Source organism: Gemmiger qucibialis, assembly GCF_027689445.1.
Lineage (GTDB): Bacteria > Bacillota > Clostridia > Oscillospirales > Ruminococcaceae > Gemmiger > Gemmiger qucibialis.
The window spans coordinates 477,561-501,743 of record NZ_JAQFEN010000001.1 but is presented as its reverse complement, the minus strand read 5'-3'; the positions used below and the strand labels follow the sequence as shown (position 1 = coordinate 501,743).

Genomic DNA, 24,183 nt, shown 5'->3' with positions numbered 1-24,183 from the left:
TCTGCTGGCGGAAGCCCTTTTTCTGTATAGTGCTTTATCCTCTAAAATCGGCCAAAGCACTGGCTATTAAATCTATTGGCGGCGAAGATATGGACGGTTCCTCTTTCTGCAAATCCGGGGTACGCCTCATGCTCTGCTTTTCTAAGGCAATACCGCATAATTCTAAGTGCCGATACGGCGAGCGAGGTGCGGCAGCTGCTAAGCCAAAAGCGCAGATAATACTGGATGCTGCAAAGGTGAGCGCCGCCAGTGGCGGAAACAGCGAACCGAAGCAGGGGCAGCGGTCGCAGAGTGCGAGGGGCTTTTGCCCCCGAAGCACGATGCGGGTACCGCAACCCGACATTATCGAGCATTTTGGCAACGCAGATGCCGTGCCGCAGCTGTCGGAGCGGTGCTTAAGCCGCAAGGCGGGAATTGTGCGGTGTTGCCCTAAGTATTCCTACACGATTTGCTCAATCAAGGCGCGGTCCGTCTGCTGGAAAGACCTCGTGCCTGCCTTTTCATAACACAGAATTGCATCGGCAAGATTCGTTGCTGAACATAACCATCTTGGTCAAGTGAATTTCGGCTCTTTTCGGTGGCCGTTTGGCCTATTCAGTGGCTCCGCCCATCCCGGTTTATCACGCGGTTCATGTACCAAACCGTGTACCAAACGCCGAAAGTGTGATAGAATAATACATGATATGATAAAACTGCAATTTGCGGTGTATCGCAGTATCGCTCCAATGATGAATCAGGATATAACCATCAAATGAGCGAATCGTGCAAGTCCACACGATGAAGCCCATCGACTAAAAAGCATTGATTCTACGCCTTTTATAAACCTGGCTTGGCTGATTTGACACCACATTGACACCAAACTTGCAGAAAAGGCTTTACAAAAATAGCAGAGAGTTATCCTCTTACGGGGATGGCTCTCTGCTTTTTAGTCCAGTTGTGCATTTCTATACATAGTATGGAGAAAGTTCTATCTCCCTCTGTTAAATTCCCCCATAAATTGACGCAGGCGACTTATCGGTGGTATAATTTACAATAATTATAAAGGCAACACCGCACAATTCCCGCCTTGCGGCTTAAGCACCGCTCCGGCGGCTGCGGCACGGCATCTGCGTTGCCAAAATGCTCGATAATGTCAGGTTGCGGTACCCGCATCGTGCTTCTGGGGCAAAAGCCCCTCGCACTCTGCGACCGCTGCCCCTGCTTCGGTTCGCTGTTTCCGCCACTGGCGGCGCACACCTTTGCAGCATCCAGTATTATCTGCGCTTTTTGCTTAGCATCTGCCGCACCTCGCTCGCCGTATCGGCACTTAGAATTATGCGGTATTGCCTAAATAGAATTGTGCCCTGCATAGGGCAGAACAGAGAGGTGAGAAACGATGGAGCGTGCGGATATTGCAATTATCGGCACCGGCCCGGCGGGCGTTTCGGCGGCCATTACGGCAAAGGTACGTGGCAAAACAGTGCTGCTGTTTGGCAGCCGGGAGCTGAGCAGCAAGCTGACCAAGGCCCATAAAATCCAGAACTACCCCGGTTTGCCGGATATTGATGGTGCCCAGCTGGCCCAGGCGTTCAAAAAGCACCTGGATGTGCTGGAAATCCCAATCACAGAGAAGCAGGTCACGGCGGTGTATGCCATGGGCGGCTATTTTGGCATCCAGACGCCGGATGCCATGCTGGAAGCATCCAGCGTGATCCTGGCGGGCGGTGTGGTGATGGGCAAACCGTTCCCGAAAGAGGATGAGCTGCTAGGCCGCGGTGTGAGCTACTGTGCAACCTGCGATGCGCATTTTTACCCCGGAAAAACCGTTGCAGTCCTGGGATACAACGCAGAATCCTGCCGGGAAGCGAACTTTTTGGCAGAAACTGCGGGCAGGCTGCTGTATTTCCCTGTTGTGCCCCACGAGGTTGCTGTGAACGACCATGTGCAGGTCATTAATGAGCGTCCCATTGCCATTTTGGGCCAGACCCATGCCGAAGGCGTGCAGACGGAGCAGAATACCTATGCGGTGGATGGTGTGTTTGTATTGCGGGATGCTGTTGCACCGGACAAGTTGGTGCCGGGGCTTGCCGTGGAGGGGGCACATGTAAGGGTGGATGCCAACATGGCAACCAACCTGTCGGGCTGCTTTGCCTGCGGCGATCTGGCGGGGAAGCCGTACCAGTACATCAAGGCGGCAGGGCAGGGCAATGTTGCAGCCCTGTCGGCTGTGGAATGGCTGGCAAAACAAAAGAAGTAAGCGTGTGTTGTGCGCCACATGATTGCGGATTCGGTGGTCCGACAGCAGGCTTAAGGCGTTAAAAACGGCACTTTATCCTATATTCTCTGTAAGGGGAAAAGTGGTACAATAATTTTTAGCGCTTTGAAGCTACTGACAGGGGCACCATATAAGGGGAGGAAAGCGATGAAGAAGAAAAAAAGAATCGCCCTTGCGCTTGCGGCGGCACTGATGATGGTGCTGCTGTTGGCTGCGTGCGGCGACAAAACCATCCGTTTGGGTGTGGCCAGCATCGGCGGCGTGTACCAGGTATTTGGTGAGAATTACGCCGCCCTGCAGGCCCAGAACGGCGGTCGGAAGTTGGAAGTGCGTGAAACCGCCGGTTCGGCGGCAAGCCTGCGGCTGTTGTCCAGCGGGTACCTGCAGATGGCGGTGGTACAGGCGGATATGGCCCAGGATGCTTATAACCAAACCGGCGCTTTTGCGGAATCTGAGGTAGAAAATAACTTCAGCACCATGGCGGTACTGTATCAGGAAGAATGCCATATTGTTGTGCGGGCAGATTCCGGCATCAACACCGTGGAGGAGCTGCAAGGCAAGACCGTCAGCATTGGCGAGGAAGAATCCGGCACGGAGCAGAACGCCAAACAGATTCTGGCGGCTTATGGCCTGGACGAAAAGCTGGTCAAGGAGGTCAACCTGAACTACACCGATGCGGCCAAGCAGCTGCAAAGCGGTGAGATCGACGCGCTGTTCTGTACGTCCGGCGTAAAGACCGAGATGATTGAAGAACTGGCCAACAGCTGCGGCATTGCCTTGCTGCCGGTGGATGGCAGCGCAGCGGTCCGTCTGCTGGCCGCTTATCCGGCGTACAGCCAGGGCGTGATCCCGGCGGGCAGCTACAATGGCCAGGACCAGGATGTGCCGACCATTGGGGTCAAGGCCGTGCTGCTGGCAAGTGATGAACTTTCGGAAAACACCGTAAAAGCATTGACCAAGACGCTGTATGACGGGGTGGGTACCCTGCAGGCAGAGCTTGGTCTCCCCTTGGAGCTGGGCCCCGCGGATAAAATTGGGGTGCCGGTCCACGCCGGCGCGGCGGCGTATTATCAGGAGAACGGCATGGCAGCAGGGGAGGACGCAGCATGATCATAGAGCTGGATATGTACCAGACCCTTGCCATTGCGGTCGTGGTACTGATGTTGGGAAAGTTTTTGCGTAAAAAATGCAGCCTGCTGGAAAAGTTCTGCATCCCTGCGCCCGTTGTGGGCGGCGTGCTGTTTGCCGTGTTCACCTGCGTGTGCTATGTGACCGGCATTGTGGAGTTTACATTTGATGATATCCTGAAAGAAGTCTGCATGGTATTCTTCTTTACCTCGGTCGGCTTCCAGGCAAACCTGAAGGTGCTCAAAAGCGGCGGCAAATCCATGCTGGTGTTTCTGAGCCTGGTTATTGCGCTGATTCTGGCCCAGAACTTTTTGGCAGTGGGGCTGTCCAACGTGATGCGGATCAGCCCGCTGGTGGGCCTTTGCACCGGTTCCATTTCGATGGTTGGCGGCCACGGCACAGCGGGCGCTTTTGGCCCTGTGCTGGAGGACTTTGGCATTTCTGGTGCAACCACGCTGTGCACCGCTGCGGCAACCTATGGCCTGATTGCAGGCAGCATGATCGGCGGACCCATTGGCCGCCGCCTGATTGAAAAGCACAAGCTGCTGGATACCGTGGTGCAGGAGGACGACAGCCTGCTGGTGGAAGAAGAAATCAAGCACGAACGCCACGCCAGCATGTATCCTTCCGCGGTGTTCCAGCTGATCATCGCCATCGGCATTGGAACCGTTGTTTCCAAGCTGCTCTCGCTGACCGGTATGACCTTCCCAATTTATATCGGTGCCATGATTGCGGCCGCCTGTATGCGCAATATCGGCGAGTATACCGGAAAAATCACCATCTATATGGGCGAGATCAACGATATCGGCGGTATCAGCCTTTCGCTGTTTCTAGGTATCGCCATGATTACCCTGAAATTGTGGCAGCTGGCCGAACTGGCCCTGCCGCTGCTGATCCTGCTGGCTGGCCAGACGCTGCTGATGTTTGTGTTTACCAACTTTATTGTGTTCCGCGTGATGGGCCGTGATTATGACGCTGCGGTGATATCTTCCGGCGTGTGCGGCTTTGGCATGGGCGCAACCCCCAACGCCATGGCCAATATGCAGGCCCTGTGCGAAAAATATGCACCCTCAGTTAAGGCATACCTGCTGATCCCCCTGGTCGGCAGTTTGTTTGCGGATTTTATCAACAGCCTTGTTACCACATTTTTTATCAACTTTATTTGAACCACGCTGTGCAAAGCAGTGCACGGCATGAAAAAGCATCAAGAGATGACTTGGAGGAAACATCTGTATGTTTTGGAAATGGAGTAAGAAAAAGGAACAGGTTTATCATGTTGGCAATGAAGATGTTGCCGTACCGGAAGTACATACCGGCAAGGTAGCACATGAGCAGGCCGCTCAACAGGATACCGGGGAGAAAGAAAACATCCACTACGAAAACGTGGCCATCCCAGAGGTGCATATCCCCCACAAAAAGAAAAAATAAAACGCAAAACCGCCGGGCGGGCATGAACTGTCTTTCATGCCCGCCCGGCGGCGTTTTTTTGTTCTGTTATAACTCCAATGTTTTGAGCGGCGCTTTGCGCCGCGGTCCACCAAAATTATTCTTTATTATTTATTCATTATTATTTATCAGTCAGGTGTTCTCTGCCAGCCATTGGTGCATGTGTTCCCGCATCAGGGCAAAGGCAGTGGCGGTTTCGGGATTGTGTGTCTTAAAGTCCATCAGCTTCCACAGCCAGCCCTGGTCTGCCACGATGCAGCGGCTTTCGGGGTAAACCAGTTCATAAACCAGAGAGGAATGCCCCACCGCGTGGTCCGCTGGGTGCTGCTTTATGCTGCGCAGTACGGCGTGGTGCTCATAAAAAGCCTGCTGCACGGCAGGGGTAACAGGGGAGGCCAGCAGTTCTGCGGTGGTTACATTATAAATATCCTCCAGCGGGGTTTCCACATTGACCCGCAGGATGTCAATTTTATCGGCATCGCGCAGGATGTTGCAGTACATTACGGTGCGCTCGTCCAGGCCGTCCGGCAGACGGTAGGCGCTGTGCCATTCCACGGCGGTACGCAGCATGGCATCCTCGGAATCATCGTCCAGGTAATCCCGGATATGCCCCTGCTCGAACAATACCTGCACCCCGGCGCGGGCGTGGTCAATGCTCTTGCTGTCATCAAAGGTGCCAAAACGGCGCAGCTGTTCAAAGCGGCCGACATCGTGCAGCATGCCGCATAGCCAGGCCAGATCCAGCGCAGTGCCCTCCAGCGCAATGCTGCGGCCAATCTGCTCACACAGGGCGGCCACACGGTAAGTGTGGTGGATTTTCAGGCTTACTTTGGGGTCCTGCGCATCATAGGGTCTGATATAGGCGGCAAAAGCATCCAGAACCTTTTGGTGGTCAACAGTCACGATATCCATCTCCTGATTGGTTTTGATTCTGCTGTGATTATAGCACAAATCCGTGGGCACAGCGCCGCAAACCGCAAAAAGCAGCAAAATCGTATACTGCGCACAAAAACATAATCCTCTTTGAGTGCAAATCTATACAAAAGTGCAGTTTTTCCTTGACAAAAAGGCCATGCGGCTTTACTATTAAGATATTAACCAAACAGTTGCCCGGCCAGCGCAGGAATGCACGGTGCGGGTGCCTGACGGAAAGGGAACATACGCTTATGAACAGCAAGGGTGAGGAGAACCGCAGCGTGCGGCTGACCCGCAAGCGCTTGTCCGATGCATTGATCACGCTGCTGATGCAAAAACCGGTGCGGGAAATCACCGTGCGGGAGCTGACCGAACTGGCCAACGTCAGCCGGGGAACTTTCTATTTCCATTATACCGATATTTATGACCTGATGGACCATGTGGAGCGGGAACAAATCCACACGCTGGAGCTTTTGATGGATGATATCCTGCCGCGGCTGGAAGAAGATTCCACCCCGGAAGCTTTGAGGGCGCTGTTCAGTTATCTGGACGAAAACGATGGTATTTGCAGTGTATTGCTGGGCACAAATGGGGATACTGCATTTGTGCACCGGCTGAAAGGCGTGATTGAAGAAAGTTGTCTTGGCTACCTGCGCCCGCGGGAGAAAGAAACCCAGCTGCAGCGTTATATGGTGGCATTTGCCGTTCAGGGGTGCTTTGGCAATATTGACCTGTGGCTGCAAAACGGTAAGCCTGAAACGGTAGATGAAATGGCAGATATCACATGGCAGGCTGTGCGCGCTGTGCGTGCGGCGGCTGCGCCGTGATAAATTAAGGCATAAATCCGGCTTTGCTGCGCCCTGCGTAGCGGGCCATGAGCAGAAGGAGATTTTCATATGGGACTGTTTGATATGTTCAAAAAGAAGGATGCCGCACCGTCCTTCCCGGTTGTGCTGGCAGCGGATGCAGCTGGTGCTTTTGTCAAGATGGAAGATATCCCGGACGAGGTGTTTGCACAGGGCATTCTGGGCCAGGGCTGCGGTATTGACCCTTCGGAGGGCAAGGTGTACGCCCCCTGTGACGGCGAGATCACCCAGGCACCGGATACCCTGCATGCCTTTGGCATTACCACCCCCGGCGGCGTGGAAGTGCTGATCCATGTGGGCGTAGATACCGTGGAAATGAAAGGCGACGGCTTTGAATCCAAGGTCAAGCTGGGCAGCAAGGTCACCAAGGGCCAGCTGCTGCTGACGATGGACCTGGATAAGATCAAGGCAGCGGGCCACCCGGCGGTGGTTATCACCGTTGTTACCAACACCGATGATTTTGCCAGCGTGGATGTGGTTGCTTCCGGCAATGTCAACCCCGGCGATGACATGATGAAGGTGAACAAGTAATCCGGCAGATTTGAGAAATACAGGCGGCACAGGCTTTGGGCTTGTGCCGCTTTTGGGCTTTTGGGCTTTTGGGCTTTTTGATGCGCGGCTCTTCCCATTGGGGCAAAACTATGGTAAGATACAGATAGATACACCGCCGACAACCCGGCGGAACAGGAAGGAACGATAACATGAGCGCAATTCTTGCAGTATGTGGTACGGCGTTCTGTGCCATGGTCAGCGATGGCCGCATGGTGGAAGAACCGATCACAGACGGCAAAATCAAGGTGCTGACGGATGCACTGCCCAAAGTGCGCAAGCTGAACCGCAACGTGCTGGTCGGCTTTGCAGGGGATGCTGTGGCAGCGGCCCAGATCATCAATAAATTGGATGAATACGATGTGCAGTATATGACGCTGGAAAAGGCAGTCAAGGTATTGCAGCAGGCAGCCCAGCAAACGCCCTGTGCCCCAGTTGGGGTGCGGCTGCTGGTGGGCGGCCGCGGCCGCAAGGGGAATTTCCAACTGGTGATGCTGGCCAGCACGGAGGATTATGCCCCGCAGACCCAGCCAGCCAGGGACGGTGCCTATCTGATCGAAGGCGCTTGTTCCCATACTGAGGTTGCCCCATATCTGGAGCAGTACGTCAAGCCCGAAGCCGCCAGATGGCATACGCTGGACGATATTGCCAAAACACTGGATGGCTGCATTGCCAAATTGGCCGAAGCGGATCAGACGGTGAATACCAAATATTTTCGCGAACTTGTAATGTGATAAATGGGATTGCCACTGCAGACGACCCTGCTCCCTTCAAGGATACAATAAACAGGAGAAATCAAGCCATGAAAATTGCACTGATCAATGAAAACAGCCAGGCCGCCAAGAACGCCCTGATCGAAGCCACCCTGCGCAAGGTTGTGGAGCCGATGGGCCATGAGGTTGTCAACTATGGTATGTACGCAGCCGATGATGCCGCCCAACTGACCTATGTGCAGAACGGCATTCTGGCAGCGGTGCTGCTGAATTCCGGCGCAGCGGATTATGTTATCACCGGCTGCGGCACCGGCGAGGGTGCCATGCTGGCGCTGAACAGCTTCCCCGGCGTGATCTGCGGCCATGTGGAAGATCCCGTGGATGCCTATACCTTTGCTCATGTGAACGATGGCAATGCTGTTGCCCTGCCGTTTGCCAAAGGCTTTGGCTGGGGCGGCGAGCTGAACCTGGAATATGTGTTTGAAAAACTGTTCGGCTTTGGCCATGGTCAGGGCTACCCGAAGGAGCGCGTTGTGCCCGAACAGCGCAACAAGAAGATCCTGGACGGCGTGCGTTCCGTGGCGTTCCGTGACCTGTGCGATATCCTGAAAGATCTGGATCACGATCTGGTCAAGGGCGCTTTTGCCGGGGAGCATTTTGCCGAGCATTTCTTTGCAGACTGCAAGGATGAAAAGATCGCTGCAACCGTAAAGGAACTGATGGCATAATCAACCAAAACAGCTTTTACTGGGGCTGTCTTTGCACGGGGAACCGTGCAGGGGCAGCCCCTTTTTAATTGCTGCATTCAAAAATGATGTGCAGCGGGCGTGTGCAGCGAGGTGAAAATACACAAAAAAGCGGTGAAAACTGGGCCGTGAAACCTGTAAAACCGGAAACTGTCCCGAATTTACAGCATAATTCACAAATAGATAACAAATTATTTGTGCATAACTGATATGATAGAGCCGTCAAGAAAGAAAACTTGACGGTGCTGCAATAGAGGGCGGCACCTGCACTGCAGCCGGGAAAGCTGCCGTGCCGAGAGGAGTATATTAGTTATGAAAAAATTTATGGAACGTATGGCTCAGATCGCTTACAGCATTAACCTGGTCAATGGCTTTGACACGGAAGTTGAAGTTTTTGCCTGCGCTGAAAATTGCTGAGCTGGCCAAAGCAAGCCCCTGCATCCGATTGGGTGCGGGGGCTTTTTGTGCTATGTTGCCCCCAAATTCCTGCGGCAGAAATTACCAGCCCGCTGACATTATTTTTTTATATAGAACACACAAAAAGGGTTGACTAACCCGCGGTGGAATGGTAAAGTTTAAATGGTTTCATAGCGCTTTTGCAGCAAAACATGGAACCATGATGATAAAAATCCAACACAAAAGGCAGGTGGTTAAGCATGGAGATTCCCGGTAGTCCTGTGAACCGATGTAAAACTGAATATAATGGCAACCGTTGTTTCGGTGCAGAGGTGCAGGCGGTGGCTCTATGCGGAGCCACTTGCTGTTTGTGTGCGCATTTTTAGCGCACGGCACGCTTGCTTCATTTTGAAAGATTTCATCCTCCTTGTGCGTCTGCGTTGAAACAACGGCTGCACAGGGAGGATTTTTTATGGCAAACAACACCATTGCTGTGCTGCGCCAGATGCTGGCCAGCCTTGACGATGCCAAAAAGTACCAGAGCCTGCGTGATGTCATGTCTACCATGAACGCGCCGGATCTTGCCGCCGTGTTTGAGGACCTGCCCGAAGAAAAAATGCCGGTGCTGTTCCGTCTGTGCCCTAAGGACCTGGCGGCCGATGTGTTTGCGGAGCTTAGCTCCGAAACGCAGGAAGCGCTGATCCGCGGCCTGACTGACCGCGAGCTGAAGAGCGTGGTGGAGGAGCTGTGCGTGGATGATGCCACCGACCTTGTGGAGGAAATGCCTGCCAGCGTGGTCAAGCGTATCCTGGCCCAGGCAGAGCCGGACACCCGCAAGATGATCAACGAACTGCTCAAATACCCGGAAGATTCCGCCGGCGGCGTTATGACGACCGAGTTCATGGAGCTTGCCCCCGATTGGACCGTGCGCGGCGCCATGGATGCCATCCGCCAGAACGGCATTGATAAGGAAACCATCAACAACTGTTACGTTACCCGCAAGGATCGTACCCTGGTTGGCGTGGTCAGCCTGCGTGCCCTGGTGCTGGAAAAGAACGAGCAGCGCCCGGTTGAAGAGCTGATGAACCCCAATGTGGTCAGCGTTGTAACCAGCACTGACCGTGAGGATGCCGCCCAGCTGATTGAAAAGTACGGCTACCTGGCTTTGCCGGTGGTGGATAAAGAGAACCGCCTGGTTGGTATCCTGACGGTTGATGACGCTATCAGTATTTTGCAGGATGAGGCCAGCGAAGACATCGCGAAGATGAACGCTATGACCCCCAGCGATAAGCCATATTTCAAGCAGTCCATGCTGGATGTTTACAAAAGCCGTATCCCCTGGCTGCTGTTCCTGATGCTCAGCGCAACCTTCTCCAGCCTGGTGATCCGCGGGTATGAAAGCGCGCTGGCCGCCGTTACTGTGCTGACCGCCTATATCCCTATGCTGACCGATGCGGGCGGCAACGCGGGCAGCCAGAGTACCTCCACCATCATCCGCAGCATGGCGGTGGGCGATATTGCCCCCCACGATCTGCCGCGTATTATCTGGCGTGAATGCCGCGTGGCCCTGATGTGCGGCGTGACGCTGGCCGTGTGCAACTTTTTCAAAATGCTGCTGCTGGACCGCATCGCGGCTCCGGTGGCGCTGGTCGTCTGCGTCACCCTGATCTTTACCGTGCTGCTTTCCCAGTTGATCGGCGTATTGCTGCCGGTGATTGCGGAAAAGTTCAAGATCGACCCGGCGGTCATGGCTTCGCCCCTGATCACTACCATCGTGGATACCACCACGCTGTTGATCTACTTCAACGTGGCCAAGATGGTGCTGCATATCTGATGCAGAGTTTTTGAACACAAAGTCGAACAACTGTTAATTGTACCATGCCGCAAGGCATGGTATAATTTTTTGTAGAAGATAATTTGGAAAGAAACAATAGATGCCCACTGCACGGCCCGGCGGCTGCCGGTGCTGCATTATTATGCTACTATATAAAAGGAAGGAATATGCTTTATGAATATTCAGGGGTTTTATACCGGCAGGGAGTTTGACGCGGATACCTTTTTTGGTGCGCACCCCTATGAGGGCGGGACCCACTTTGCTGTGTGGGCACCGTCTGCACGGGATGTAAAGGTTATCACCAGCGGCCTGAGCGATGGCAGCTGGGCAGAATGGCAGATGCACCGCAGCTATTCCGGCTGCTGGGAGGCAGACGCTGCCGGGGTAACGCGCGGCACCTGCTACCAATACCGTGTGTGTGGCGCAGACGGCAGTGTGGTGGACCACTGCGACCCTTACGGTACGGCCATGACACTGCGCCCTGATGGCCGCAGCATTGTGTGGGGCGCACCCACCTGCCAGTGGACGGATTCCGCCTGGATGGCAAAGCGCAGCAAGAACTTTGATGCTCCGCTGAACATTTACGAAGCACAGGCAGGCAGCTGGCGCTGCAAGGAGGATGGCACCCCCTATACTTATTCTGAACTGGCCAAACAGTTGCCCGCCTACCTGAAAGGAAACGGCTACACCCACCTGGAGCTGATGCCGCTGAGCGAATACCCCTTTGACGGCAGCTGGGGCTACCAGACCACCGGCTTTTTTGCCCCCACCAGCCGTTACGGCACGCCGGACGAGCTGTGTACCCTGATCGATGCCTGCCACGCGGCGGACATTGGCGTGATCTTTGACTTTGTGCCGGTCCACTTCGCTGTGGATGAATACGGCCTGAAACACTTTGACGGCACCGCTTTGTACGAATACCCCGCCGCAGCGGTGGGGGAGAGCGAATGGGGCAGCTGCAATTTCATGCACTCCCGCGGCGAAATCCGCTGCTTTTTGCAGTCGGCCGCTGATTACTGGCTGCGCACCTTCCACGCAGACGGCCTGCGCATGGATGCCGTCAGCCGCCTGATCTACTGGCAGGGCGACCCCGCCCGCGGTGTGAACGGCTCTACCCTGGAATTTTTGAAGAATATGAACCAGGGGTTGCAGCAGCGCCACCCCACCGCCATGCTGATTGCCGAGGATTCCACCAACTTTGAAAAAGTGACCGCCCCCGTGGAATACGGCGGCCTGGGCTTTGACTACAAGTGGGACCTTGGCTGGATGAACGATACGCTGGACTACTTCAAAAAAACACCGGAAGAACGCAAATCCAACCTGGGCAAGCTGACTTTCTCGATGATGTATTTCTGGCGGGAGCATTACATCCTGCCGTTCAGCCATGATGAAAATGTTCATGGCAAGGCGACCATCCTGCAAAAGATGTACGGCGAGTATGAGGATAAGTTCCCCCAGGGGCGTGCGCTCTATTTGTATATGGCAATTCACCCCGGCAAGATGCTGGACTTTATGGGCAACGAGTTTGGCCAGCTGCGGGAATACGATGAAAGCCGCGAGCAGGACTGGCTGCTGCTGGATTACCCCATCCACGAGGCCTTCGCCAACTACCGCCGCACCCTGAACGAACTGTACCGGAAATATGATGCGTTCTGGAGCGGAGAATACAACCCGAACCATTTCCTGTGGCTGGACTGCGACCACCCGGAACTGGATGCCTGCGCCATCCTGCGCAAAGGGCAGGAAGCCACCGTGTTTGCGGCGTTCAACTTTGGTGATACCGAGCTGAAAGACTATGAGCTGACCCTGCCCGGCAAGGGCAAGATCACCCCGCTGCTGAACAGCGATTGGGACTGCTTTGGCGGCAGGACCGCCCGCCCCAAAGCCCTGCGCAGCAAAACAACCACCGGCAGTGTAAAGCTGACACTTGCCCCCTACAGCGCCCAGCTGTACCGCTTTGAACCGGCAGTGGAAAAAGAAACAAAGGCAACACCGCACAATTCCCGCCTTACGGCTTAAGCACCGCTCCGACGGCTGCGGCACGGCATCTGCGTTGCCAAAATGCTCGATAATGTCGGGTTGCGGTACCCGCATCGTGCTTCGGGGGCAAAAGCCCCTCGCACTCTGCGACCGCTGCCCCTGCTTCGGTTCGCTGTTTCCGCCACTGGTGGCGCTCACCTTTGCAGCATCCAGTATTATCTGCGCTTTTGGCTTGGCATCTGCCGCACCTCGCTCGCCATATCGGCACTTAGAATTATGCGGTATTGCCCTTAACAAAATCCAAAATGGCACCCGGCACAAATTTTTGAGTTTGTGCCGGGTTTATTTTGCCAGAACGTTATTTTTGCCTGCGATTACTTGCCTGTTTGGGATGAATGTGGTAAACTGATACGGTTAATGCAAGAAAAAACACTTGGATGCGGAAAGTGGAAAGGGGTAAAATGGATTGTTGAAACAAATGACAGCGCTGCTGCTGGCAGCGGCTTTTGCCTGCGGGGCGGCACTCCCGGCAATGGCGGAACAGGCCACGCCGGAAACCGCAGCCCAGCCCGACCCCACAGAATGGGCAGACGAAGCACAGGATGTGACCGAAGCAGAAGAAGCACCGGTGTATCAGCAGACTGATGCGCAGGAAGTGGCAACGGGGGAAACCGCAGCATCACTGACCGTTACGGCAGCAGACTGCACGGCACAGTTTATTGATGAAGCGTACCGCCTCTTCTTGCCCGTCAATACGGACATGGCAGCTCTTACGATTGAAACTGGTGCCGAGCTGGCCGCCGCGGATGCAGAGGGACTGACTGTGGACGGAACCACTGTCAGCGGCGATTTTACCAACATCGAAACCCTGAACCTGACCTTTACGGATGGCAAAGCGGCGCGGGTGGAACTGTACAAATCCCAGCTGCCCAGCGTATCCTTTACCCTGAACGATGTGACCCTGGATGAAATCCAGGCTGGCTCCAAGGATGTCAAATACAAGGGCAACAGCGTGACGATCAGCCAGGCAGGCGGGAGCGACCTGACCGATACCGATGTTGAGTTCAAGGGCCGCGGCAACACCACCTGGACGCTGGACAAGCGTCCCTACCAGTTCAAGCTCAGCAGCAAAGCCAAGGTATTGGGCATGGATAAAGCCAAAACCTGGCTGCTGATCGCCAACCGGCAGGATACTTCCATGATGCGCAACAAGGCAGTGTATGACCTTGCCAACGCCATGGGCGAATGGGCTCCGGATGGCCGCTGGGTGGATGTGTGGATCGATGGCAGCTATCAGGGCTGCTACCTGCTGTGCGAAAAAGTGCAGGTGGGCACTAACCGCGTGGAACTGGAGCAGGCGGATGGCATCCTGGCTGAAGCGGACAACATTTATTATAATGGTGAAGAGTACTGGTTTACCGGCAACCAGAGCGGCACCCACTTTACTTTAAAGGATTCCGCCGCCGATGACTTGGACGAGCAGGACTCTGCCACCCTGAAAGCCTGGTCCGGCTTTGAAACGGCGCTGGATGAATTTGAAGATGTACTGTACGCATCTGATAAAGATTGGAACATCATCAGCTCCAAAATTGATGTGCAGAGCTTTGCGGATTATTACCTCATTTCGGAATGGGTCGAAAACTGGGATACCTTCAAAAGCAGTACCTTCTGCTACCGGGACGGTGCCGACGATGTGCTGCATATGGGCCCCGTGTGGGACTATGACTCCGCCCTGAACAATGAAGATGAAAGCTATGGCGTCAGCGATCCACATGCCGACTATGCCATGAACATTCAGGACCAGCAGCGCGGGGAAATCTCGCTGACCTGGTTCACTGAGCTGATGAAATGCCAGCAGTTCCGTGAAGTAGTGCAGGAGCGCTACCAGCACACCATGCGCCCTCTGCTGGAAAATTGGAGCGAAACCTGCAACGATTACCGCAGCACGCTGGAAAACTCCGCCAGGATGGAATTTGTCCGCTGGGATCTGAAAGATCAGCCCGGCACCGCGCGTGCGGATGAGAGCGGCACCTGGCAGCAGGATGTTGACAAACTGCAGGATTGGATCGCCCAGCGCACGGCGTATATGACAAAGCGGTTTGACGATGAATTTGTCCGCCGAGGCAACCAGGCTGACAGTATGACCCTTGGCGGCTTGAACGATAACGCCGTTAAACTGGGGGCAGGGCAGAACAAAAAGTATACCTTCCGCCTGACCCCTGCCAGTGCCTGCGATACCGTGCGGGTGACGGTGGATGACCCTACAGTTGCGAAAGCTGAAATTGGTACTTACGCAGGGACTTTTGTGGTGACTGGCGTGCAGAACGGGAAAACGACCTTGACGGTTCGGGCGGGCGCTGCTTCCGCTACCGTGAATGTCATAATCGACGATAAGGCACGCAACGGCTGGTATGAAGAAAACGGCAAACACTACTGGTATGTGGATGGCGAACGCCAGGGCTTGCAGAAAGGCGGCCTGGAGTTCACCGACCCCAATACAGGCTGCCGCTACTGGCTGGACCCGGACGATAGCGGAGCCCGCGCGGAAAACCGCAAGGTGCAGCTGGATGAAGACCGGCTCTGCTACTTTGATGAAAATGGCTGCATGGCATTTGGCGAATGTCTGGAGCACGGCGGCTGGTACTATTACGATGAAAAGACCGGTGCCCAGTGCCGCGGGCCTGTGGTGCTGCCGGATGGCCGCCAGGTGTTTTACAGCCTGACCAACGGCAAAATGCTGTATGGTAAGCAGACGATCTGCGGAACATCCTTTACCTTTAATACGGTGAATGGCAGCCGCAGCAGCGGCCCGGATGGCCTGTTCTGGCTGGAATGGGGCGGCAAGCGCTACTGGTTTGAAAGCTGGAAGCGCCAGGGCTACAATCCATACGATTCCAGCTACCGCGGTAAAGAGATTTATGACCCCGCCAGCGATGCCTGGTATTGGCTGGATAATATCCAGAACGGCGCAATGGCAGCCAGTAAGGACGTTTATCAGGAATCCGACGGCGGCAAGTGGGTGCGTTACGATGAAAACGGGCACATGGTAAAAGGCTGGGATGTGAACGAAAACGGTACCTACTATTTTGACCAGATCACCGGCGCTATGGCCAAGGGTGCCTTGCTGCTGGATGATGTGCAGTACGGCTTTGACCCCATCATGGGAACCATGCTGGACTGCCAGTGGCTGCATACCGAAGTGGGCGACTACTGGTACGAGGGCGGTATTCGCCAGGGGACCGAGGGCCGCGGCAAGGAAATTTATGATCTTGCCAGCGACGCCTGGTATTGGCTGGATGCGGTGGACAACGGCAAAAAAGCCGTGAGCAAAGATGTTTACCAGGAATCCGATGGCGGCAAGTGGGTGCGCTATGATGCAGACGGCCACATGATCAAAGGCTGGGATACCCAGGGCGTGGACCGCTTCTACTTTGACCCCATCACCGGCGCAATGGCGAAAGGCGTTGTGATGATTGATGGCGTCCGGTATTGGTTCGACAGCCGCACCGGCGCATTGATTGCACCGAAGTAAAGCGTATATAATATTATAAGGAAGATAAGTTAAAGTCAGGGCTGTGCAGAAAAGCACGGCCCTGACTTTTTAGATGGTGGCTTGGCTGAGGTGGGATATTTGGCGGCAAGTGAGTTCCCGCGGGCCGATGCGAGCAACGGCCCCTACAAATGTTCTTTAGGGCAATACCGCATAATTCTAAGTGCCGATACGGCGAGCGAGGTGCGGCAGATGCTAAGCCAAAAGCGCAGATAATACTGGATGTCTTATCGAGCATTTTGGCAACGCAGATGCCGTGCCGCAGCTGCCGGAGCGGTGCTTAAGCCGCAAGGCGGGAATTGTGCGGTGTTGCCTTAGGTTGGCTGCTGGGAACCACAACTTAAAGGAAAGTGGAGTTTTGCAACGAGATTTTATGCGAAATTTATCATAAAACAAACGCTGGAACGGTCAAGACCGTTCTCTACAGAATATTTGGCTATGAGCAATAGACCATAAAATGTCCTGTAGGGCGGGATGCCCTCATCCCGCCGCGGAGAAACCTTGCTGCATGTTGCGAACGCTGCAAATAATTTGTAGGGGACGATGTTTGCATTGTCCCGAGGCGTTGTTCCTTATATATTAAATAGGATTAAATAGGAAAAAAATATAAACATGCCCTGATACAGGCGGTTTCTCTCCCGGAAAACTCTAACCGCTCCAAAAGATAACATTTCTTCGCCAAAAATCCCAACAACTCCAAGACAACAGAAAATGCACCATGCCAGGCAAAATATGCGTGAAACGACCCTTGCTTTTTGCGCAGGAACGTGTATAATATACCACGGTAGAAGATGATACCCCCAAAGAGGAAATGCCGGAAAGGGCCGGGATAATGAATTTCGGCAAAATGCAGAATTTTTCAAAAAATATTTTACGATTTGCTGAAAAAACACTTGCAATTTACGGTATATTGTGGTATCATACTTCTTGGCTGCGAACGGCTGGTGTAGAACGGGCGTTCGGCACCAGCCACGATATGCGTTGATGCGGGAGGTTGCCGCTGCTCCCATAGGGGCGGACGGGTTTTTCCGCGGAGTATGTCCGATCTTAGAACCGGGCGAAAGAATTACGAATGCGAAGGGATATGTACGGCGCTGCATTCTGCGGCACGGACCAATTTCCATAGTTTTTGCGATGTATTTCTCCGGGGGAACTGCGGTGCGCGGTTCACCGGATTTTCTGATGCGAAACTATTGAACACCCGGAAGCGTGTGTAATTTATCGGCCGCCTAAGGCAACACAAATTTTTAGGAGGCGAATCTAATGGCAGTCAAAGAAAAAATCAGAATCCGTTTGAAGAGCTATGATGCATCCCTGATCGATGCCGCTGCAGCAAAGATCGTGGAGACCGCAAAGCGCACTGGCGCTCGCGTGTCCGGCCCGATCCCCCTGCCGACCGACAAGGAAATCGTCACCATCCTGCGCGCTGTTCATAAGTACAAGGACAGCCGTGAGCAGTTTGAGACCCGCACCCATAAGCGTCTGATCGACATTCTGAAGCCGTCCAACAAGACGGTCGAGGCTCTGATGAGCCTGCAGCTCCCCGCTGGCGTTGACATCGAGATCAAGCTCTGATGCAATCAGGCGGGAACCGGAACCCCGGCCCGAATGGCCGTGATCCATTAACCGCCGGACCCGCGTTCCCATGCTGAATGAATTCAGACACGATCCGCATAAAACGTTCATTAAGCGGAGAGGTCATGTTGGCGGACAACCCGCCGCCAACCAATAACCTTTACAGGAGGATTTACACAAATGCAAAAAGGTATCATTGGCAAGAAACTGGGCATGACCCAGCTGTTTGATGAAAACGGCAAGGTCGTTCCCGTAACCGTCATCGAAGCCGGCCCCTGCACTGTCGTGCAGAAGAAAACCGTCGAGTCCGACGGCTATGAGGCAGTCCAGCTTGGCTTTGGCGAAGTGAGCGCCAAGAAGGTCAACAAGGCAGCCAAAGGCCACTTCGACAAAGCAGACGTCGCTCCGAAGCGCACCCTTCGTGAGTTCCGTCTGGACGATATTTCCGGCATGAACGTCGGCGATATCCTCAAGGCTGACGTTTTCGTTGCTGGCGATAAGGTCGACGTCATCGGCACCAGCAAAGGTAAGGGCTATCAGGGCGTTATCAAGCGCTTTGGCCAGCACCGCCTGCGCGAGAGCCACGGCACCGGCCCCGTTGCCCGCCATGCCGGCTCTAACGGCTCCACCTCCACCCCGTCCCGCGTGTTCAAGGGCAAGCGTCTGCCCGGCCACATGGGCGCTGTGCGCGTGACCGTTCAGAACCTGAGCATCGTTAAAGTCGATGCCGAAAACAACCTGATCGCCATCAAGGGCGCCATCCCCGGCCCGAAGGGTTCTGTGGTTTGCGTCAGTGACAGCGTCAAAGCGTAAAGGAGGAAAACACAATGGCTAAATTTGATGTCGTTGATATGAGCGGCAAGAAAGTTTCCACCGTTGAGCTTTCCGACGCCGTGTTCGGGATCACCCCGAACGAGAAGGCTGTCCACGAGGCAGTCGTCAACTTCCTGGCCAACCAGCGCCAGGGCACCCAGAACACCAAGATCCGCAAGGAAGTCCGCGGCGGCGGCAAAAAGCCTTGGCGCCAGAAGGGCACCGGCCACGCACGTCAGGGTTCTATCCGCGCTCCGCAGTGGACCCACGGTGGTGTTGCTCTCGGCCCCAAGCCGCGTGATTACTCTTACACCATCAACAAGAAGGTCAAGCGCCTGGCTCTGCTCAGCGCCCTGTCTGACAAGGCTGCCAACGGCAACCTGATCGTCGTTGACAAGATCGCTGCTGACGAGTTCAAGACCAAGACCGTTGTTGCTTTCCTGGCTGCTGTCGGCGCCGGCAAGAAGAACCTGATCCTCAACGATACCGCTGATGTCAAGTTCGTTGCTTCCGCTGCCAACATCCCCGGTGTCAAGACTGCTGTTGACGGTGTGAACACCTACGACGTTGTGAACGCCGACAAGCTGATCGTCAGCCTGGACGCCGCCAAGAAACTTGAGGAGGTATATGCGTGATGAAGTTCGCACAGGATATCGTTCTCGCCCCCGTCATCACCGAGAACTCCATGGCAGGCATTGCCGATAAGAAGTACACCTTCAAGGTTGCTACCAACGCCACCAAGGTTGAGATTGCTCAGGCAGTCGAAGAGCTGTTTGGCGTGAAGGTTGCTAAGGTCAACACCATCAGCGTCCGCGGCCGTTACCGCCGCCAGGGCATGCATGCTGGTTACACTGCCGCTTCCAAGAAGGCCATCGTTACCCTGAAGCCCGACTCCAAGGAGATCGAGTTCTTCAACAGCATGGTCTAATTGGTTGCCGCCCGGTAAACGCCGGGCGCATGGCCCCGCCGAGGGGCCACATATGGGGATATGACCCCGATAATAAGTCATAAGATCAAAAAGGAGTACCACAATGGCTATCAAAAAGTACAAGCCGACTACCCCGGGCCGCCGCGGCATGACTGTTACTGACTACAGCGTGCTGAGCAAGGTTGCACCCGAGCGCAGCCTGCTGGAGCCCAACAAGAAGCATGCCGGCCGCAACAACACCGGCAAGATCACCGTTCGCCATCACGGCGGCGGCAACCGCACCAAGTACCGCGTGATCGATTTCAAGCGCAACAAGTTCGGTGTTCCCGCAACGGTCAAGACCCTTGAGTATGACCCGAACCGCTCCGCTTTCATCGCTCTCGTTGAGTACGAAGACGGCGCCAAGAGCTACATTCTGGCTCCGGACGGCCTGAAGGTTGGCGATAAGGTTATGGCTGGCCCCACCGCCGATATCAAGCCGGGCAACGCTCTGCCGTTTGAGAACATCCCCGTCGGTACCATGATCCACAACATCGAGCTCTACCCGGGCAAGGGCGGCCAGCTGGTCCGCTCCGCTGGTGTTATGGCTCAGCTGATGGCTAAGGAGAACGGTTATGCACTGGTTCGCCTGCCTTCCGGCGAGATGCGCAACATCCCCGTTAACTGCATCGCCACCATCGGCGTTGTTTCCAACCTCGACCACGAGAACGTCAACCTGGGCAAGGCTGGCCGCAAGCGCCACATGGGCGTTCGCCCCGGCAGCCGTGGTTCCGTCATGAACCCCTGCGATCACCCGCACGGCGGTGGCGAAGGCCGCGCCCCGGTTGGTCACGACAGCCCGCGCACCCCGTGGGGCAAGCCGGCAATGGGTCTCAAGACTCGCAAACATCATGCTCGCTCCAACAAGTTCATTGTGAAGCGCGCCAACGGTTAAGGGAGGAAATAAGATATGTCTCGTAGCACCAAAAAGGGCCCTTACGTCGCGGATTCTCTGATGAAGAAAGTTGAAGCGATGAACGAGGCCGGTAAGAAGAGCGTCGTCAAGACCTGGAGCCGCTCCTCCACCATCTTCCCCGAATTCGTCGGCCACACCTTTGCTGTCCATGACGGCCGCAAGCATGTGCCCGTATACGTTACTGAGGATATGGTTGGCCACAAACTGGGTGAGTTTGCTCCCACCCGCAAGTTCACTGGCCACGGCGGCGGTAAGACCGTCGCCAAATAAGAGAGGAGGAACACAACATGGAAGCACGGGCAACGCTCCGTTACGCCCGCATCAGCCCCCGCAAGGTTTCTATCGTGATGGATCTCATCCGTAATAAGCCGCTGGCTGAAGCTCAGGCGATTCTGCAGTACACCCCGAAGGCCGCTTGTGAGCCCCTTCTCAAACTGGTGAACTCTGCTGCCGCTAACGCGGAAAACAATTTTGATATGGACCGCAACAACCTGTATGTTGCGGAATGCTATGTCTGCCCCGGCCCGACCCTGAAGCGCATTATGCCGCGCGCACAGGGCCGTGCATACCGCATCCTGAAGCGCACCAGCCACATGACTGTTGTGCTGAAAGAGAAAAACTAAGGAGGTAAACAAATGGGCCAGAAAGTTAATCCCCATGGCATGCGCGTGGGCGTTATTAAAGATTGGGACAGCCGCTGGTTTACCTCTAAGCAGGAATTCGGCGACACCCTCGTTGAGGATCACAAGATCCGCAAGACCCTGAAGAAGCAGCTGTACGCTGCTGGCGTTCCCAAGATCGAGATCGAGCGCACCGTGGACAGCCAGACCGGCACCCCCCGCGTTAAGGTCAACGTCTTCTGCGCCAAGCCGGGCATCGTTATCGGCAAGGGCGGCGCTGAGAGCGCAAAGATCGAAAAGCAGCTGGCTAAGCTGACCGGCAAGAACGTTAACCTGAACATTGTTGAGGTTAAGGGCACCACCACCAACGCTCAGCTGGTTGCTGAAGATGTTGCTTCCCAGCTGGAGCGCCGCATTGCGTTCCGCCGCGCTATGAAGCAGGTTATCCGCAATGCAATGCAGCCCCGCGGCGGCGTGCCTGCCAAGGGTATCAAGGTTACCTGCTCCGGCCGTCTGGCTGGCGCTGATATCGCCCGCGTTGAGAGCTACCATGAGGGCACCATCCCCCTGCAGACCCTGCGCGCTGATATCGACTATGGCTTCGCCGAGGCCAACACCACCTACGGCAAGGTCGGCGTCAAGGTTTGGATCTACAAAGGCGAGATCCTGAAGGGCGCCAAAGCCCCTGCTAAGAAGGAAGGAGGCAAACAGTAATGTTACTGCCGAAGCGTGTTAAATACCGCCGCGTTCAGCGTGGCCGCATGACCGGTAAGGCCATGCGTGGCAACACTGTCAACCAGGGCCAGTACGGTCTGGTTGCTCTGGAGCCGGCATGGATCACTTCCAACCAGATCGAAGCTGCTCGTGTTGCTATGACTCGTTATATCAAGCGTGGCGGCAAGGTCTGGATCAAGATCTTCCCCGATAAGCCCGTTACTGAAAAGCCGGCCGGCACCCGAATGGGTTCCGGTAAAGGCAGCCCGGAGTACTGGGTTGCTGTGGTTAAGCCGGGCCGCGTGCTGTTTGAGCTCGCCGACGTTGATGAGGCTACCGCTCGTGAGTCTCTGCGCCTGGCCAGCAACAAGCTGCCGATCCGCTGCAAATTTGTCAAGCGCGAAGAGCTTGACACCGTAAAGGAGGGTGACGCTGAATGAAAGCCAAGGAACTGCGTGAAATGACCGATGTCGAACTGAACAAGCAGCTCAAGGACCTGAAGGCCGAGCTCTTCAACCTGCGCTTTCAGCACGCCATCAACCAGCTGGATAACCCCGTTCGCATCGATGCTGTGAAGAAGGACATCGCCCGCGTGATGACCATCATGGCAGAGAAGAACGTTAAAAACGCGTAAGAGGGAGGGTAAAACATGGAACGTAATCTGAGAAAGACCCGTGTGGGCGTTGTCGTTTCCGACAAGATGGATAAGACCATCGTTGTTGCTGTTAAGGACAGCGTTCAGCACCCCCTCTACAAGAAGATCTTGAAGCGTACCAAGAAGTTCAAGGTTCATGACGAAAACAACGAAGCCGGCATCGGCGACCGCGTTGAGATCATGGAGACCCGCAAGATTTCCAAGCAGGTCAACTGGCGTCTCGTCAAGATCCTGGAGAAAGCGAAATAAGCCTGGTACTTTGAAAGGAGGACCTGAAAGATGGTTCAGATGCAAACTTATCTCAAAGTGGCCGACAACACCGGTGCCAAGGAGTTAATGTGCTTCCGTGTACTGGGCGGTACCCGCAAGAGATACGCAAACATCGGCGACGTCGTGGTCTGCAGCGTGAAGAAGGCTGCTCCCGGCGGCACCGTTAAGAAGGGCGATGTGGTCAAGGCCGTTATCGTCCGTAGCAAGCAGGGCCTGCGCCGTGACGACGGTTCCTACATCCGTTTCGATGAGAACGCCGCCGTTATCGTTATGGCCGACAAGAGCCCCAAGGGCACCCGTATCTTTGGACCCGTCGCTCGCGAACTTCGCGACGCCGGCTACACCAAGATCCTGTCCCTGGCTCCCGAATCGCTGTAAGGAGGTTTTAGAATGAATAATCTTCATGTTAAAACCGGCGACAACGTGATGATCATCTCTGGCAAGGACAAGGGCAAGACCGGTAAGGTTCTGCAGACCAGCCCCAAAGAGGGTAAGGTCATTGTCGAAGGCCTGAACATGGTTACCAAGCACGTCAAGCCGCGCCGTCAGGGCGAGCAGGGCGGCATCGTTAAGGCCGAAGGCGCTATCTACGCCTGCAAGGTCATGCCCGTTTGCCCCAAATGCGGCAAGGCCACCCGTGTGGGCCATTCCGTTAAGGATGGCAAGAACGTCCGTATCTGCCGCAAGTGCGGTGCTGAACTGTAAGGGAGGAGTTAATTATGGCACGTTTGAAAGAACAGTATGTCAATGAGATCGCTCCGGCCCTGAACAAAAAGTTCGGCTACAAGAGCGTGATGCAGATTCCCAAGCTGGATAAGGTCATCATCAACGTGGCTGCCGGCGAGGCAAAAGAGAACGTCAAGGTTATCGATGCTATCGTCGCTGACCTGGGCCAGATCACCGGCCAGAAGGCCGTTGTCTGCAAGGCCAAGAAGAGCGTTGCAAACTTCAAACTGCGCCAGGGCATGCCCATCGGCGCAAAGGTCACCCTGCGTGGTGAGCGTATGTACGAGTTCGTTGACCGCCTGTTCAACGTTGCTCTGCCCCGTGTCCGCGACTTCCGCGGCATTAACGGCAACAGCTTCGACGGCCGCGGCAACTACGCCTTCGGTCTGAAGGAGCAGATCATCTTCCCGGAAATCGACTTTGATAAGGTCGATGCAGTCCGCGGCATGGATATCTGCTTCGTCACCACCGCTAAGACGGACGAGGAAGCCAAGGAGCTGCTGAAGGCTCTGGGCGCTCCGTTCGCCAACTGATCAGGGAGGAACAACGA

General features: G+C 55.1%; 27 protein-coding genes. 26 read left to right on the top strand and 1 reads right to left on the bottom strand.

Annotated elements, in window-relative coordinates; genetic code table 11:
- The first annotated feature begins 1,375 nt into the window (after positions 1-1,375).
- From PG062_RS02325 to PG062_RS02310, 4 genes are all read left to right on the top strand, one after another.
- Complete coding sequence (locus tag PG062_RS02325; RefSeq protein WP_270750908.1) at positions 1,376-2,236, top strand: NAD(P)/FAD-dependent oxidoreductase; 861 nt, start codon at positions 1,376-1,378, stop codon at positions 2,234-2,236.
- 165 nt (positions 2,237-2,401) lie between these two features.
- Entirely contained in the window at positions 2,402-3,364 is a 963-nt protein-coding gene (locus PG062_RS02320) for a TAXI family TRAP transporter solute-binding subunit (protein ID WP_270750906.1), read from the top strand.
- Positions 3,361-4,548, top strand: coding sequence for a sodium/glutamate symporter (gene gltS / locus PG062_RS02315; protein ID WP_113999420.1), 1,188 nt, complete (start codon positions 3,361-3,363; stop codon positions 4,546-4,548). Before PG062_RS02320 ends, gltS begins: the two co-directional genes overlap by 4 nt.
- Positions 4,549-4,615: 67 nt before the next feature.
- Positions 4,616-4,810, top strand: coding sequence for a hypothetical protein (locus tag PG062_RS02310; RefSeq protein WP_113999419.1), 195 nt, complete (start codon positions 4,616-4,618; stop codon positions 4,808-4,810).
- A gap of 150 nt (positions 4,811-4,960) precedes the next feature.
- Here PG062_RS02310 and PG062_RS02305 read toward each other — a convergent pair whose 3' ends face one another.
- Positions 4,961-5,779, bottom strand: a complete 819-nt coding sequence (locus PG062_RS02305) for an HD domain-containing protein (RefSeq protein ID WP_270750903.1) — start codon at positions 5,777-5,779, stop codon at positions 4,961-4,963.
- Positions 5,780-5,994: 215 nt separating this feature from the next.
- On the opposite strand from PG062_RS02305, the gene PG062_RS02300 reads away from it, so the two are divergent.
- The 22 genes from PG062_RS02300 (at position 5,995) to rplE (ending at position 24,166) form a co-directional block, all read left to right on the top strand.
- Positions 5,995-6,570, top strand: coding sequence for a TetR/AcrR family transcriptional regulator (locus PG062_RS02300; protein ID WP_113999418.1), 576 nt, complete (start codon positions 5,995-5,997; stop codon positions 6,568-6,570).
- Between the two features lie 69 nt (positions 6,571-6,639).
- Positions 6,640-7,140 (top strand): PTS sugar transporter subunit IIA, encoded by a 501-nt coding sequence (locus tag PG062_RS02295; RefSeq protein WP_270750901.1) that lies wholly within the window; start codon positions 6,640-6,642, stop codon positions 7,138-7,140.
- A 170-nt stretch (positions 7,141-7,310) separates the two neighbouring features.
- Positions 7,311-7,892 carry an Ntn hydrolase family protein gene (locus PG062_RS02290; protein WP_270750900.1) on the top strand — a complete coding sequence of 194 codons (582 nt, stop codon included), beginning with the start codon at positions 7,311-7,313 and terminating at the stop codon, positions 7,890-7,892.
- A 68-nt stretch (positions 7,893-7,960) separates the two neighbouring features.
- Positions 7,961-8,599, top strand: coding sequence for an RpiB/LacA/LacB family sugar-phosphate isomerase (locus PG062_RS02285; RefSeq protein WP_113999416.1), 639 nt, complete (start codon positions 7,961-7,963; stop codon positions 8,597-8,599).
- Between the two features lie 886 nt (positions 8,600-9,485).
- The gene (gene mgtE / locus PG062_RS02280) at positions 9,486-10,847 is read left to right on the top strand and encodes a magnesium transporter (RefSeq protein WP_270750899.1); all 1,362 of its coding nucleotides are present in this window, start codon (positions 9,486-9,488) and stop codon (positions 10,845-10,847) included.
- Between the two features lie 174 nt (positions 10,848-11,021).
- The gene (gene glgB, locus PG062_RS02275; RefSeq protein WP_270750898.1) at positions 11,022-12,866 is read left to right on the top strand and encodes a 1,4-alpha-glucan branching protein GlgB; all 1,845 of its coding nucleotides are present in this window, start codon (positions 11,022-11,024) and stop codon (positions 12,864-12,866) included.
- 427 nt (positions 12,867-13,293) lie between these two features.
- Positions 13,294-16,359 carry a CotH kinase family protein gene (locus PG062_RS02270; protein WP_270750897.1) on the top strand — a complete coding sequence of 1,022 codons (3,066 nt, stop codon included), beginning with the start codon at positions 13,294-13,296 and terminating at the stop codon, positions 16,357-16,359.
- Between the two features lie 850 nt (positions 16,360-17,209).
- Positions 17,210-17,362, top strand: coding sequence for a hypothetical protein (locus tag PG062_RS02265; protein ID WP_270750896.1), 153 nt, complete (start codon positions 17,210-17,212; stop codon positions 17,360-17,362).
- 278 nt (positions 17,363-17,640) lie between these two features.
- Positions 17,641-17,952, top strand: coding sequence for a 30S ribosomal protein S10 (gene rpsJ / locus PG062_RS02260; RefSeq protein WP_113999412.1), 312 nt, complete (start codon positions 17,641-17,643; stop codon positions 17,950-17,952).
- Positions 17,953-18,132: 180 nt separating this feature from the next.
- The gene (gene rplC / locus PG062_RS02255) at positions 18,133-18,765 is read left to right on the top strand and encodes a 50S ribosomal protein L3 (protein WP_270750893.1); all 633 of its coding nucleotides are present in this window, start codon (positions 18,133-18,135) and stop codon (positions 18,763-18,765) included.
- A 14-nt stretch (positions 18,766-18,779) separates the two neighbouring features.
- Positions 18,780-19,400 (top strand): 50S ribosomal protein L4, encoded by a 621-nt coding sequence (gene rplD, locus PG062_RS02250; protein ID WP_113999410.1) that lies wholly within the window; start codon positions 18,780-18,782, stop codon positions 19,398-19,400.
- Positions 19,400-19,693 (top strand): 50S ribosomal protein L23, encoded by a 294-nt coding sequence (gene rplW / locus PG062_RS02245; protein ID WP_113999409.1) that lies wholly within the window; start codon positions 19,400-19,402, stop codon positions 19,691-19,693. Before rplD ends, rplW begins: the two co-directional genes overlap by 1 nt.
- Positions 19,694-19,796: 103 nt before the next feature.
- Entirely contained in the window at positions 19,797-20,627 is an 831-nt protein-coding gene (gene rplB / locus PG062_RS02240; protein ID WP_113999408.1) for a 50S ribosomal protein L2, read from the top strand.
- A 15-nt stretch (positions 20,628-20,642) separates the two neighbouring features.
- On the top strand, positions 20,643-20,918 hold the full coding sequence (rpsS, locus tag PG062_RS02235) for a 30S ribosomal protein S19 (RefSeq protein WP_113999407.1): 276 nt from the start codon (positions 20,643-20,645) through the stop codon (positions 20,916-20,918).
- A gap of 17 nt (positions 20,919-20,935) precedes the next feature.
- The gene (rplV, locus tag PG062_RS02230) at positions 20,936-21,271 is read left to right on the top strand and encodes a 50S ribosomal protein L22 (RefSeq protein ID WP_113999406.1); all 336 of its coding nucleotides are present in this window, start codon (positions 20,936-20,938) and stop codon (positions 21,269-21,271) included.
- Between the two features lie 12 nt (positions 21,272-21,283).
- Entirely contained in the window at positions 21,284-21,982 is a 699-nt protein-coding gene (gene rpsC, locus PG062_RS02225; protein ID WP_113999405.1) for a 30S ribosomal protein S3, read from the top strand.
- Positions 21,982-22,422, top strand: a complete 441-nt coding sequence (gene rplP, locus PG062_RS02220) for a 50S ribosomal protein L16 (RefSeq protein WP_113999404.1) — start codon at positions 21,982-21,984, stop codon at positions 22,420-22,422. The genes rpsC and rplP overlap by 1 nt, the downstream gene beginning before the upstream one ends.
- Positions 22,419-22,616 carry a 50S ribosomal protein L29 gene (gene rpmC, locus PG062_RS02215; RefSeq protein ID WP_113999403.1) on the top strand — a complete coding sequence of 66 codons (198 nt, stop codon included), beginning with the start codon at positions 22,419-22,421 and terminating at the stop codon, positions 22,614-22,616. The genes rplP and rpmC overlap by 4 nt, the downstream gene beginning before the upstream one ends.
- A gap of 15 nt (positions 22,617-22,631) precedes the next feature.
- The gene (gene rpsQ / locus PG062_RS02210) at positions 22,632-22,886 is read left to right on the top strand and encodes a 30S ribosomal protein S17 (RefSeq protein WP_113999402.1); all 255 of its coding nucleotides are present in this window, start codon (positions 22,632-22,634) and stop codon (positions 22,884-22,886) included.
- 30 nt (positions 22,887-22,916) lie between these two features.
- Positions 22,917-23,285 (top strand): 50S ribosomal protein L14, encoded by a 369-nt coding sequence (rplN, locus tag PG062_RS02205; protein WP_113999401.1) that lies wholly within the window; start codon positions 22,917-22,919, stop codon positions 23,283-23,285.
- 12 nt (positions 23,286-23,297) lie between these two features.
- Entirely contained in the window at positions 23,298-23,612 is a 315-nt protein-coding gene (gene rplX / locus PG062_RS02200) for a 50S ribosomal protein L24 (RefSeq protein ID WP_113999400.1), read from the top strand.
- A 14-nt stretch (positions 23,613-23,626) separates the two neighbouring features.
- Positions 23,627-24,166, top strand: coding sequence for a 50S ribosomal protein L5 (gene rplE / locus PG062_RS02195; RefSeq protein ID WP_113999399.1), 540 nt, complete (start codon positions 23,627-23,629; stop codon positions 24,164-24,166).
- The last annotated feature ends 17 nt before the right edge of the window (positions 24,167-24,183 follow it).